A 12,065-nucleotide genomic window follows, 5' to 3' on the forward strand; every position below is an offset into this window, starting at 1 on the left:
CCGGTGTTGATCACGAGCTTTACGGCCTCGTCTTTGTACTCAGGAGTGAACTCCCTGCGTGTCTTTCCCATGTGAACATTCTCTCTTGTGAGGTGTCCACGCAACGGGGGCAAGGCCAGAACTAGGGCACTGAGACTGAATCTCATCGCTCGAGCCGGTGTTCCGGTGGGCGTCCGTCTTGCGGGCGGCTCCTTCCCTTACTTGGTCGGTTTGCTCGTAGGTGGCAGCAGCGGTCGCGGTTGTAGGGGGCTGGAGTAGACCACGCTGGTGGTCACGCTGCCGAGGGTTCCGATGCGGCCGCTGACTTGTTCGAGGTGCTGCATGGATGTGGCGACAACCTTCATGATGAAACAGTCCTCGCCGGTCACATGATGGGCCTCGATGACCTCTGGGATTTCGGCCAGCAAGGTGTGGAGCGGTTCGTAGATGCTGCTCGGGTAGCGCAAACGAAGGTAGGCCATGATCGTAAACCCGAGCCTGGACGCATCCACCACGGCGCTGTAGCCGCTGATCACGCCGCTTTCTTCCAAGCGTCTCACCCGCTCGGCAACCGCACTGTTGGACATGTTGAGAACACGGCTGAGCTGGGCGATGGTCTGTCGTCCGTCCGCCTGGAGAGCGGAAAGGATATCGGTATCGACCTTGTCGAGCCCGAAAGAAGATATTGCGGTCATCTGGCAATACTGCCTGCACAATTACCGATGCGAGGCCACAATGCCGTGATTGATCTCTTTAGATAGTGGTTATTACCCCGTATCTTCATCTTTCATGACAACAACTCCCGTTTTGATGGACCCGGCCATCGTTCACTTCGCCGGCAAACTCTCCTTCGAAACCGACCCCTCCGATGTGCATGCTGATTTCGTCAACGGAACCTCGTTCGTGCTGATCGATTCCCGTGGGGATGCAAGCTGGCGGCAAGGCCGCATCACTGGTGCGCTCCACATACCCACTGGCAGCATCGCCACCCAAGCGTTAGCCAGCATCCCCATCAGCACCCCAGTCGTTGTGTATTGCTGGGGCCCCGGATGTAACGGCTCGACCCGGGCAGCTCTCGCCTTCGCCACCCTCGGCTACCAAGTCAAAGAGATGATCGGCGGATACGAGTACTGGGCACGAGAGGGGTACCCCACCGAAAACGATCACGGTCCGATAGTTCGGGCGAAAGACGCCCTTACGGCACCGCTGAACGAGATCAGCTGTGAGTGCTGAAACCCGCAGCGCCATTCGTCTGACATCGTCCCGCAGAGCCGGAGGATCTGGACGAAATCGTGCCGATGATCTACGAAAACGCAGCATACGAAAACGGAGGGTCGCTTCCCTCCGACCTTGCAATTCGACTTGCGCCCCTTCTCTTTGGCACCCCGCCATCACGTCTGCGACGCTTCGTTGGCGCCTCGCACGCCGGAGCTCTCGTGGGGTATTCGACCGTCACCGCGGAGCTCTCGACCTGGCAGGCAAGCGAGTTTCTGAACATGGATTGCCTGTTCATACGAGACCATGCGCGTGGGCACGGGCTCGGCAAACTCTCCATGGCCGTGATCAAAGGTGAGGCAGCACCTCATGGCTTCACCGCGACTGACGACAACCAGCGAGTCAATCACCGGGACGTAGCAGGTCCCGTAGAGGGTTCGGCTTACGGGCAGTGACCAAGCCGATTCAGGTCGCTGACTCCGGTCGAATTCCTCACCTACGACGAGCTAGCCGTCGCGCGTTCCTCGTTTGCGTCGCAGCATCTGTCGCCACCGATAAGTTGGCAGCCATGAGTATCTTCCTTGTCGCAGGCGGCCCGACACCCGCCTATTTGAATGCTCTCCAGACATCGATCGACGCGATCGCGAGGGCGATCGTACAAGGAGCGTCCTACATCGGGTTTTCGGCGGGCGCGATGATCGCACCGAAGGTGGCCTTGATTGGGGGGTACACGATGAATGGAACAGAAGTCTGCACCGAAGAATGGGCGGAAGGGCTCGCGGAGATAACGCTGAAGGCTGGCCTTGGCGTGGTCCCATTCACGGTCGACGTTCACGCAGCCCAGGCCGGAACCCTCGGTCGGGCACTCTCCGTAGTCGTCAATGGTCTCGCTGATCGGGTCGTTGCCATTGACGAGAACACGGCGGTTGTCACAACGCTCCACGACCCTGCCAGCATCAGGATCGTCGGGGGCGGCAATGCGTGGACGTTCGAAGCATCTGATGGGCAAGTCACAAGTTCGATTCGGAGGGCGAATTAATCTCGTCCATTGGCGGTACCTTTTCCGACGGGTTCCGCGCCCGTAAGGGTTCCCCTTCTGAGTCACCGGCGCCGTCACAAAGCGATCACAGAACGCCGCCACGAAGCGAACAACCACCATGGGCTTAGGCGATGATGCGCCGTCCCTCGACTAGCCGCGACTCAGCGCAGTAGCCCGTTCTCGTAGGCGTGCGCGACGATCTGCACGCGGGAGGTGATTGATAGTTTGGCCAGGATGCTGCGTATGTGGCTCTTGACCGTTGCCTCGCTGATATAAGCGGTCTGGGCGATGTCCGCGTTGCTGAGGCCGCGGGCTGCGAGCAGGAAGACCTCCTTCTCGCGTGCAGAGAGCGCTGAAATTGATTCGGCGGCTGGCTCCCTGTGTTGCTTGGAAGTTTGCGCTCGGATGATGTCGGCTGTGTCGCTGGGCGCGATCACGGAGTGCCCCGCGTAGACCGTGCGGATCGAGGCGAGGACGAACTCGGGTGTGGTGTCCTTCATTATGAATCCGTCCGCGCCCGCATGGATTGCGCGAATTACAGCTTCATCGCGCTGGAACGTCGTGAGCATGATTACCTTGGGCTGCGTGCCGAAAATTTTGGCACAGCCGTCGGGGCTTTGTTCCCTGCTGTCCCTGTCGGGTTTGTCGGTGGCGTCCAAAATGCGCGCAGTCGCCTCAATGCCGTCGAGCAGCGGCATCCGGATGTCCATCAACATGACGTCTGGGCGTGCGTGGTGAGCGAGAGCGATAGCAGCTTCTCCGTCGTAGGCGGCACCGACGAACTGTAGGTCGGGCTGTGACTCGATCAGCATCTGGATCCCAGAACAGAACAGTTGCTGGTCATCGGCAATCGCAACTCGGATGGCTCTCACCGCGAGCCGGCTTCTGCTGCCACCAAGGCGGCTTCCGCTGGCGCCTCGGTTTCCTGCTCAACAACGCACGCCGTCGGCACGAATGCGGTGACCAGATAGCCGCCCGGTGCTTCATCGTCCACGTCCGCGGTCAGCCAGCCGCCTGCCAGCCGGGCGCGTTCGCGCATCCCATAGAGCCCGCGGCAGTGCCCGTGCTCGCGCACGTTTGAGGCTGGGTGTTGTCGGGGCGCCCCGGTGGAGGCGACCGTCAAGGCAAGTCCCGGTCCGCGCCAGTCGAGCGTAAGCCGAGCAGTCGGCTGGGCTCCTGCGTGTTTGAGTGCGTTCGTCAGGCTCTCCTGTACGATGCGGTACACCGCCAGTTGCTGTCCCGAAGTAAGCAGAGTGGGGTCGCCGAAGCGGTTGGTGGTGATGGTGAGGCCGGCGCCGCGCATCCGCTGTACGAGTTCGTCTATGTTGTCGAGGGTGGGATTCGAGTGGCCGTCAGGGTCTTCGACGAGTGATTCGATCAGCATTCGTACCTCGGCCAGCGACGTGCGGGCGGATGCAGCGATTCGTCCCAGAGATTCACTGATCGCATCGGGCCGTTGCGGGCCGATGAAACGGGCGCCGTCGGCTTGAGCGATGATTACGGCCAGTGAGTGCGCCATGATGTCGTGGACGTCCTGGGCGATGCGGTCGCGCTCGCTCGCGACGATCAGGTCGATCTCGGCCGAGCGGAGTTCGTCGACGGTTGCGCCGAGCTTCGTGTCGGCGGCTCGCTTCAGCTGCGATGCGCGAAGGCCGAAACCGATGAACCAGGCCGCTGCTGTGAGGAGTAGACCGACGACGAAGACACCGGCGAAGCTTTTGATGATGTCGTCGGAGGAATTTCCACCGCCGACCCAGGACGTCCAGCCGTACCCATTGGACAGCGTGGGAACGGTCATAAGTGTCGTAATCACGGCGACATACACGGACGCGATCGGCAGGGACAGCCAGCGGATGCGCCCTTCTGCCGTTGCGCTCACGATCAAGCAGGTGAGGAGAACGGCGAAGTACACGGGCCAGCTCGTCGAACTGAACCGGGTTGGAATTCCGAAGAGTTGAATCGCGAGCACGACGCCAGGCAGCGCGATCGCGACGCGGGGATAGTTCCGGGCGACGGCGATCGACGCAGCGAAAAGGCCAAGTGTGAAGGGAAACGACGGCCATGGCGAACTGCCGGAACGACCGGATTCCGCGATGATCCACAGCACGTAGAAGGCGACGGCGGTGGCGGGCTCCAGCGCAGGGCGTAGCGGGAGCAGCATCCGTTGGGCGCTGCTCACAATCGGCGATGCGGTGTCTTCCCAGACCGTCCGCAGCGCGGGGCTTTCCAGGCGGAGCTGAACCCCGAGGTACCAGAAGCCGAAGGTGATCAGCGCGGCCACGCTGCCACAAACGAGGAGATCCGGAATCAGTGCAACCGACGACAGATGCTTTCCGTTGATCAACCCATCGATGCTAGTTGCACTAAAGCGGGGAAGGACCAGCAGTGCTGACACCCCCGCCGCGTAGAGGACCAAAACGAACGGCGCGACCGTGCGCATCCTCCTGGCTGCATGGAACCCGACGAGGGTGGCGAACACCAACAACATAAGGTATGCCGACCAACTGAGCGCATTGAACCGAGCAGGCCAGAAGAGCAGCTGAGCCGCAAGAAGCACACCGACCAGGACAAGCGAAGCGCCGGTTGCAACCCGGGAGAGCGCGATGGCAGCCGCGAAGCCGACCACGATCACGAACGCATAAGGGGTTGTATATGCGATCATTTCTCCGCGTATAGGTACGAAGCTTACCAGGCGTGTGCTGAACCCGACAAACCAGATCAACACGAGCGCGATGCTGACTAGAGGCTCGACGAGCCAGCGATGATTACCAGAAGTAGGGTGCATATCCCCACGCTAGAACCCGCTATGTTGCATGAGTGGCAAATTAGTGCAAATTCCTCCCAAAGGATGAGTGGATCTAACCCGGCGGCTGACGACAGCGCCAGACCAGCGCGTTTGACTGGGAGCATGAACAATGTAAATACCGCGCCAGTCGGTGGCGCCATCGACCCCGCGGCCATCGCACTCATCGGCACCTATGCCATCGATCTGACGGCAATGACACGCTCGGATATCGCGGTACCGGACATGTTGCCAGTCACCGTTGCCTGAGCCGAGCAGACCTTTGCCTCTTCTCCTGTGCGGACTTCGCACGCGATACGCATATAGGTACCGCTCACGGTTCCCCTTACAGGCAAGGTGAGAGAATTAGTCGGAAGAGTCGCCAGTTCCCAGTGCGCCCACGACGGCGTCCAGAGAGACCAGCGTCTCGCCCAGGGAATCGACTTGTGCCGAGATTCGTGCCCGTTCGCTAATGAGTCGATCGCGCAGTAGCGGTGTTCGTGCCGCAGGGTCCGTGATGCAGGGAAGAAGTTCTGCGATTGTGGAGCTACACAGGCCGGCTTGATAGAGACGTTGAATGAGAAGAACGCGCTCTCGCGCCGCATCTGTATAGAGCCGTTGACCACTGGTCGAGCGGTTCGACGAAAGTAGGTGCTGCTCTTCGTAGTATCGGAGTGATCGCGGGCTTGCGCCGGTTACTCGGGCCAATTCACCAATTCTCACTAGCCGCTTGCCCCTCACATTGATGTCAGGTTTTAGTCTAGCGATCATGACTACACACACGAATGGTTCTGACCACGTCCTCCAGCTTCGCGTCATTGTGGAAGCGGAGGACTTCGACGCTGCCATCGCCTTCTACCGCGACGCTCTGGGACTGCCCGAAGAAATCGCGTTCGAGGGAGAGGGTGACGCGCGCGTCTCAATTCTGGATGCCGGTCGGGCGACCCTGGAAATCTCGAACCCAGCGCAGAAGCGGATGATTGACCAGGTCGAGACCGGGAAATGCCAAGGATCCGGCATTCGACTCGCATTCGAGATAACCGACGGCCGCGGCGTCACCAAAAGACTGGCTGCGGCCGGGGCGACCATTATTGGTGAACCACGCGAGACGCCGTGGCGATCGCTCAATTCCCGACTCGGTGCTCCCGCCGGGCTTCAGATAACCGTGTTCGAGGAGCTGGAGAAGGTGCACGACCGGGCACAACGAACCGGATTCGGAACAGCCGACGCGCGATAACGGCGAAGAGTTGAGTCACTACCAATCCGCCGAGATGAGAGATCGTTGCCACGAGGTGGATGTCCGTTGTGTGTCCGGATGAGGTCGCTGTCCCGTTCCGGGTTCCCGACTGACACAGAATCGGCGTGCTCGGTTGTTGGTTGTACTGGGCCCAAATGTGCCGCGCTGGCCGGTCCCGCTCTGAAACATCGACGTCAGCACGAAATCCTGTTCTCGACGCCTAGGTCCGCAACATGCCATCGGTGGGCCGAGGCTTTGAGGTCGGTGTTGCCCCGCGCAATAGAATCGGGAAGACGCTGCGACGAAGGAGACGAATGAACGAGCTGGAGCATCGGGTTCGGGCGCTGTGGACGTTGTTCGAGCCGATCCACGCGGTGACGTATTTCTCGCCGGAGGCGAGGGAGGCGTTCGCACATATCGGACTCACCCGTTACTGGGACGGATACTTCGCCGGTCGCGCCGCCCCGCTCGGGGCCGTGACCGCCGAGCCGGTGGTGGCGATCTTCAGTGGGTTCGCTCCGTTCTTGGTCGAACGGGTGCTGCCGGCTGTGTGGTCGATGGTGACGGTGGACCGGGTCCTTGACGCGCGGTCTCGGGGTGCAGCGGAGACGTTGCGAAACTTCGTGCCCGACGAGCGATCTGTCACCGAAGCGGCTGATGTACTTACCCAGGCTGCGGCTCGTGTCGACACCATAGGCCGACCACTCGCGGCGGCGAACAGCGCTCTGCCGGTGGAGTCGGATCCGTATCGCCGTCTCTGGCAAGCCGCGGCCACTCTTCGCGAGCATCGCGGAGACGGTCATGTGATCGCACTGGTCGAGGGAGGGATCGCGGGCATCAGCACCATCGTGTTGCGCAGCGCGGTGGACATCGACGCGACGAGCGTGCGAAAGGCGCGTGGCTGGACGGAGGAACAGTGGGCAACCGAAGTCGACGAGCTCTCGGCCCGCGGGCTACTGGCCGGCCAGGGCCAGATCACCGAGAAGGGCACAGCGGCACTCGATCGCGCCGAGCAGGTGACCAACCGATTGGCCGTCCGTCCGTGGAGCGGAGTGACCGACGACGAGATCGCGGATGTCGCCCGAACGCTTGCGCCCATCGCAAGAGCGTGCCAAACGGTCTTTCCATTTCCGAACCCGATCGGCATGCCCCAGCCGTGGGACCCGAATCTCGATCCGAACGCGTCCTCCGTCCCCACGTCGCCGCGCGCGAACTGAAAAGGTTCATCGACGGGGACGGATCATGATTCGTTTGGGGCGGATCGGCGTCCCGGTCAGCGTTGGTCCTACGGGACGGCGTCGGAGTTGCCGATCCAGTCGGCTCCTTGGACGCCAAGCACGACTGGCGGGTGGGTCATGTCCTTCTCGGGGGCGGCAGCCGCGGCACGCAGGAGGTCCTTAAGAAATCGCGCCACGAATGTCAGAGATATTTGCTATGGTCGGGTCATCACGACCGGTTCCGCCTACTTGTAGGTCCAGGGCCGGTCTTCATTTTTAGGCGCGCTGATGACAGCGATGAAGCTGCTTCAGACCTACGAGGAAGGAGTGTGGTAACCTTAATCCATCACGATCAGCCCGCTCGCCTCACGGCTCGGGCTGATTTTCTTTAACTAGGAGACTCGTGGCCGAGTACACCAAGAAGTGGTTGTCCGTTGGTAAGCAGACGGAGAAACTTCAGTCACGCGGTGTCGAGGTTCAAGACCCGGAGAGCTGCGGCCGACTCCTCCAGGCCGTTGGCTACTACCGACTCACGGGATACCTCTATCCGTTTCGAGACTCGGAGCCATCGGCCAATGACGAAGGCGGCACCAAGTCCCGTGTCCTTAATCGCTAACGTGCGGGCACCACAGCCGACAATGCGGCCGCGCTTCTTGATTTTGATCGCCGCCTGCGAATGCTCGTGCTTGAGGGCATTGAAAGAATCGAAGTCTCCTTCCGCATGCAGGTCGGATATGTCCTGGGCCGGCAGTCGGCTTTCGCCCACAGCGACCCTGCCAACTTTGTAGCTTCGTTCACTACGGCGTCCTTCGACGAGCTGACAGGTGAAACGTTGCCGAGCAAACACGAGCAATGGCTTGCACGCGTGGAAGCGCGGAAGGCGGAGTCAGACGAAGCCTTCGTCGCTCACTTCCGCAACAAGTACGACGATAGGATGCCGATCTGGGCACTGACGGAAATCTTGGAATTTGGGCACTTGGGCCGGCTCTACTCCGGATTGAACAACGCACTCGCAACGCAGATCGCCGCCGCGTACGGGGCTCCGTCAAAGAAAGTGATGGGCAGCTGGATCTCCAGCCTGAACTATGTGCGGAATGTTTCCGCGCATCACGCTCGGCTCTTCAATCGAAAACTCGTCAGTGCGCCAGCGCGCCCCAGCACAGGGCAAGTTCCCCTCCTCGGCCACCTCAAAGACGAGGTCACGTCGAAGCAGGTATTCGGCGTCTGCAACGCCCTGGCGGTAATGGCATATCTGCTCCGGACCATCGATCCAGATAGTGGATGGACGCCTCGCGTTGTTGACCTCATCAACGCCTTTCCCAAATCTGATTTTCTGACGGCTGAGTCAATGGGAGTGCCGGAAGGATGGGCAGCGTTGGAGCTCTGGCGGACCGAACACGACGCCGGCTGATCCTGCACGGAGTGCGGGCCGGTGTACAGTCTCGCCATGCCCTCACTCATCCAGCGACGACTGGCGATTGAGCGCATTCGCACCGCCGCAGTCTTCTGGCTGTCGCTCGGCGGCATCTGGGTCCTGGTCGCGCTCATGCAGGTGGTGATCTCGGGTGCGTTTTGAACTTGGTAATCGGGGCTGGCTGGGTTGTATTTGGGGCCGTCACGTTGATTCGGTACCGCCACGAGAGGAAGGCCTTCACTGCCGAGAACGGCGAGGATGCCGGCCGACGCCTTGGCTCATAACTGCCATCGCGTAATCGCGCCACTCACTGCGGAATTCGGTGGTCGATGCGTGATCGAGCCGCGACGCCGCGGTTGCGTTAAATACCGACAGAGATCGCCGACAGACTGTTCATTTCTGAAACCCCGCAGAAACCCCGCATTAACCCCGCACATTCACTGTGTCGGCAGCAAGGAATTCATCGTTTCAGCGGCACGGATGCCGCCCGTGTTCTTGGCCATGGAGACGTCCTGGGTCAGAGACGGGTTCGCGTGGCCGAGGTATTCCGCAATTTCCCGAGCGCTGAGTCCGGACTGGTCCAAAGCGGTGGCCACCGTCTTGCGGAAGCTGTGAGTCGTGACCGTCGGATATCCGGTCCGCTCTCGCGCCATCCGCCAGTCGCGGGAGGTATTGCGAGGATCTCGAATATTGCCACGCAGGGTCGGGAAGGCCAAGTCATCATCGTTTTGAATTTTGAAGTTCGACTGCCGCTGGCGGAGAAGGTCGACGAGATTCTTCGGAATCGCGATCGTCCGGACGCCGGCCTTCGTCTTGGTGTGATCCTGCAGGAGAACACCTTGACCGCGCGCACGGATCACGTTGGCGTTGATAGCTACAGTTCCGGCGACGAGGTCGAGCGCGGACCAACGAAGGGCCAGCACTAATCGGGCAGAGCCGCACAGGCTCTCACGCTCATCGCACGTGCCGCTGCCTAGCTTGGAAGTATGGCCACGCAGTCGCGCAGGCACCGAGTACACGAGCGACGATATCAACGGTGTCGCCGTCGAAGACGGCACAAAGGACTAACCCTTCTCGCCGCAGCACGGCCGGGGCGCACGCGCGGACCGGCCACCGACGATTCACTGCCCACCGTGCCGACAGCAGACGGCACGGTGACCTGTCCTTGAACGTGCGGAATCTGCCGACCAACTTCCTGTGAGTAAACGGGCGGCTTCCTCTCAGAGTCGTCCATCGATCGCGCACGAGCAGCCCACGGGGGTAGAGTTCCGGCGAGCTCTCGCCACCGAACGACAGCCGCAGAGCCGAGCTGATACACGAACGCGTGGACGGGACACTCATCAACGACCTCAGTACATCCCTGCTCCGCATCAACATCGTTACTGGACCGCTTCTGTATGTCGTGTTCGGTCTTGCTGGGGTTCAGGTGCTGTACCTGCTGTTTCGCGCGCCGACCAGGGCCTGGATTCTGACCGTCGTCCTTGCCGGGGCCGCCGGGGCCGGGGCCGCCGGCGTCATCTGGTTCGTGGTCGTGACAGTCGTCGATGCGTTCGGTATGTCGCCTGGGCTGGTGGCTTTTCTCTGGTTTGCCGCCACGTGCTCGGCCGTTGCTCTGGCGCTGGCAAATCTGTGGAGGTCGCGTCGTCGTCGCAAAATCGTGGCCGCTGCATCCGTTGTGGTCTTTCTGCTTTCGGGGTCGTTGGCGATCAACGCGAGTTTCGGTATCAACCGCACGCTGGGCTCGTTGTTCGGTGTGACGACGGAAGCGGCGATCGCGCTACCGACCACCAGCACGGCCACGAAGCCAGGCCCGCTCTACCAGAACTGGGTGGCTCCGACGGATCTCCCGGCGCAGGGCACGACCGGCAGCCAGGTCATCCCCAACACGATTTCGGGATTCACCTCACGACCCGCCGGGATCTACCTGCCGCCGGCAGCGCTTGTCGCCAACGCGCCGGCCTTGCCGCTGGTCATTTTGCTCATGGGGCAACCGGGCAACCCCGATCCGTCGTTCATCGCGGCGACCCTGGACCGGGATGCAGCCGCCCACGCTGGTCTCGCACCGATCGTCATCGTCGCCGACCAGCTTGGCGACCCGGCCAGCGACCCGCTGTGCCTGGATACACCGAACTACGGCAATGCTGAAACCTTCATCACCCAGGACGTCGTGAATTGGGCGCGGGCAAACCTGAACATCATCAACGACCCGAGGTACTGGACCATCGCAGGATATTCCAACGGCGGACAGTGCGCCATCTCCCTCGCCGCCAAACACCCAGACCTGTTCTCCAACGTCGTCGACATCTCCGGTGAGGAATTCGCCGGCTCCGAGATTCAGGCGGCGACCCTCGCCGACGTCTTCCACGGCGACCAAGCCGCCTACGACGCGATCAAGCCCCTCAACCTGCTTGCCGCGAGAAAATTCACCGACACGGTTGCTGTTTTCACCGTCGGATCCAACGACACCGGATTCATCCCCGGACAGAAGCGGATGGCTGCAGCAGCGACGGCCGCCGGCATGACGGTCACCTACTGGGAATCACCTAACGGCGGGCACGTCCTTCCGGCTCTCACCGACGGCCTCGACGAGGCCTTCGTCGTGCTTTATCCACGGCTCAAACTCGCACCGAAAATCGGTTGGCCACGGGGGGCGACCGGCAGCTCGGGCACATGCACAAGGACCACTGTAGACGCGGCCGGAGAATCAATCCTCGGCACCCGTTCCAGACAGAGAAATCACACGGGACCCACGTTCGCAACCACGGGACCCGGGTTCGCAACGTTGCTGCGGCCGGCTCCTCCAGGCCGTTGGCTACTACCGACTCACGGGATACCCCTATCCGTTCCGAGAGTCGGAGCCGTCGGTGAATGACGAAGGCGGCGCCAGGTCCCGTGTGCTCAACCGCTACCGTGCGGGCACCACAGTCGAGAATGCGGCCGCGCTTCTTGATTTCCGCATTAACCCCGCAGAAACCCCGCATTAACCCCGCAGATTGAAATCCGCCCGTGGTTGAGAGTGTGATCACCTACCCAGTGTTTTATTGGGATTAACGACTGTATGAGGCCCCTGTGACCCCGCTGAGCCTGGTTCACGATAATCGTGGTGTCGCGGGTTCAATTCCCGCTCCCGCTACACGGTATTCACTAAATTCGCCCCGGACTTCTGCGGAAGTCCGGGGCGA

13 protein-coding genes and 1 pseudogene are annotated in these 12,065 nt (G+C 61.3%); 8 read left to right on the top strand and 6 right to left on the bottom strand.

The genetic code is table 11. From position 1 onward, the window contains the following. Positions 1-197: 197 nt before the first annotated feature. Entirely contained in the window at positions 198-674 is a 477-nt protein-coding gene (locus tag E3T35_RS03975; RefSeq protein WP_104129425.1) for an Lrp/AsnC family transcriptional regulator, read from the bottom strand. Positions 675-768: 94 nt separating this feature from the next. Here E3T35_RS03975 and E3T35_RS03980 point away from each other — a divergent pair, with 94 nt between their 5' ends. After that, on the top strand, positions 769-1,212 hold the full coding sequence (locus E3T35_RS03980) for a rhodanese-like domain-containing protein (protein ID WP_174777075.1): 444 nt from the start codon (positions 769-771) through the stop codon (positions 1,210-1,212). Positions 1,213-1,645: 433 nt separating this feature from the next. Beyond that, entirely contained in the window at positions 1,646-2,233 is a 588-nt protein-coding gene (locus E3T35_RS03985) for a Type 1 glutamine amidotransferase-like domain-containing protein (protein WP_255575146.1), read from the top strand. A gap of 161 nt (positions 2,234-2,394) precedes the next feature. Here E3T35_RS03985 and E3T35_RS03990 read toward each other — a convergent pair whose 3' ends face one another. Both E3T35_RS03990 and E3T35_RS03995 read right to left on the bottom strand, forming a co-directional pair. After that, positions 2,395-3,045 carry a response regulator transcription factor gene (locus E3T35_RS03990; RefSeq protein WP_241987712.1) on the bottom strand — a complete coding sequence of 217 codons (651 nt, stop codon included), beginning with the start codon at positions 3,043-3,045 and terminating at the stop codon, positions 2,395-2,397. 56 nt (positions 3,046-3,101) lie between these two features. After that, complete coding sequence (locus E3T35_RS03995) at positions 3,102-4,895, bottom strand: histidine kinase (RefSeq protein ID WP_166789822.1); 1,794 nt, start codon at positions 4,893-4,895, stop codon at positions 3,102-3,104. 246 nt (positions 4,896-5,141) lie between these two features. On the opposite strand from E3T35_RS03995, the gene E3T35_RS19135 reads away from it, so the two are divergent. Beyond that, positions 5,142-5,285: a hypothetical protein gene (locus E3T35_RS19135; RefSeq protein ID WP_166789823.1), complete on the top strand. Its 144-nt coding sequence runs from the start codon at positions 5,142-5,144 to the stop codon at positions 5,283-5,285. 96 nt (positions 5,286-5,381) lie between these two features. Here the strand turns inward: E3T35_RS19135 and E3T35_RS04000 are convergent, their stop codons facing one another. Next, positions 5,382-5,864 (bottom strand): MerR family transcriptional regulator, encoded by a 483-nt coding sequence (locus tag E3T35_RS04000; RefSeq protein WP_370449135.1) that lies wholly within the window; start codon positions 5,862-5,864, stop codon positions 5,382-5,384. On the opposite strand from E3T35_RS04000, the gene E3T35_RS04005 reads away from it, so the two are divergent. Together E3T35_RS04005 and E3T35_RS04010 are read left to right on the top strand one after the other, a co-directional pair. After that, on the top strand, positions 5,785-6,252 hold the full coding sequence (locus E3T35_RS04005; RefSeq protein ID WP_134377930.1) for a VOC family protein: 468 nt from the start codon (positions 5,785-5,787) through the stop codon (positions 6,250-6,252). The two genes, E3T35_RS04000 and E3T35_RS04005, sit on opposite strands and share 80 nt — an antisense overlap. Positions 6,253-6,566: 314 nt before the next feature. After that, complete coding sequence (locus tag E3T35_RS04010) at positions 6,567-7,469, top strand: hypothetical protein (RefSeq protein WP_134345048.1); 903 nt, start codon at positions 6,567-6,569, stop codon at positions 7,467-7,469. 68 nt (positions 7,470-7,537) lie between these two features. Here E3T35_RS04010 and E3T35_RS20000 read toward each other — a convergent pair whose 3' ends face one another. Next, positions 7,538-7,666 (bottom strand): hypothetical protein, encoded by a 129-nt coding sequence (locus E3T35_RS20000; RefSeq protein ID WP_255575149.1) that lies wholly within the window; start codon positions 7,664-7,666, stop codon positions 7,538-7,540. A gap of 437 nt (positions 7,667-8,103) precedes the next feature. Here E3T35_RS20000 and E3T35_RS04015 point away from each other — a divergent pair. Together E3T35_RS04015 and E3T35_RS20005 are read left to right on the top strand one after the other, a co-directional pair. Further along, positions 8,104-8,880, top strand: a pseudogene (locus E3T35_RS04015) (Abi family protein); the annotation flags it as partial. A 36-nt stretch (positions 8,881-8,916) separates the two neighbouring features. Then, complete coding sequence (locus E3T35_RS20005) at positions 8,917-9,045, top strand: hypothetical protein (RefSeq protein ID WP_255575151.1); 129 nt, start codon at positions 8,917-8,919, stop codon at positions 9,043-9,045. 275 nt (positions 9,046-9,320) lie between these two features. Here E3T35_RS20005 and E3T35_RS04020 read toward each other — a convergent pair whose 3' ends face one another. Beyond that, on the bottom strand, positions 9,321-9,806 hold the full coding sequence (locus E3T35_RS04020) for a site-specific integrase (RefSeq protein WP_166789824.1): 486 nt from the start codon (positions 9,804-9,806) through the stop codon (positions 9,321-9,323). A 401-nt stretch (positions 9,807-10,207) separates the two neighbouring features. On the opposite strand from E3T35_RS04020, the gene E3T35_RS04025 reads away from it, so the two are divergent. Next, a complete protein-coding gene (locus tag E3T35_RS04025; protein ID WP_241988725.1) occupies positions 10,208-11,755 on the top strand; it encodes an esterase family protein in 1,548 nt (515 codons plus the stop codon). Positions 11,756-12,065 lie beyond the last annotated feature (310 nt).

The organism is Cryobacterium sp. TMT1-2-2 (assembly GCF_004403505.1).
Lineage (GTDB): Bacteria > Actinomycetota > Actinomycetes > Actinomycetales > Microbacteriaceae > Cryobacterium > Cryobacterium flavum.

Bases quoted from the DNA above. Each gene is read 5' to 3' on its own strand.
- E3T35_RS03995 (WP_166789822.1), bottom strand. From the start codon at position 4,895: ATGATCGCATATACAACCCCTTATGCGTTCGTGATCGTGGTCGGCTTC.
- E3T35_RS19135 (WP_166789823.1), top strand. From the start codon at position 5,142: ATGAACAATGTAAATACCGCGCCAGTCGGTGGCGCCATCGACCCCGCG.
- E3T35_RS03990 (WP_241987712.1), bottom strand. From the start codon at position 3,045: ATGCTGATCGAGTCACAGCCCGACCTACAGTTCGTCGGTGCCGCCTAC.
- E3T35_RS04010 (WP_134345048.1), top strand. From the start codon at position 6,567: ATGAACGAGCTGGAGCATCGGGTTCGGGCGCTGTGGACGTTGTTCGAG.
- E3T35_RS03980 (WP_174777075.1), top strand. From the start codon at position 769: ATGACAACAACTCCCGTTTTGATGGACCCGGCCATCGTTCACTTCGCC.
- E3T35_RS03975 (WP_104129425.1), bottom strand. From the start codon at position 674: ATGACCGCAATATCTTCTTTCGGGCTCGACAAGGTCGATACCGATATC.
- E3T35_RS04000 (WP_370449135.1), bottom strand. From the start codon at position 5,864: ATGGCAGCGTCGAAGTCCTCCGCTTCCACAATGACGCGAAGCTGGAGG.
- E3T35_RS04005 (WP_134377930.1), top strand. From the start codon at position 5,785: ATGACTACACACACGAATGGTTCTGACCACGTCCTCCAGCTTCGCGTC.
- E3T35_RS20005 (WP_255575151.1), top strand. From the start codon at position 8,917: ATGCCCTCACTCATCCAGCGACGACTGGCGATTGAGCGCATTCGCACC.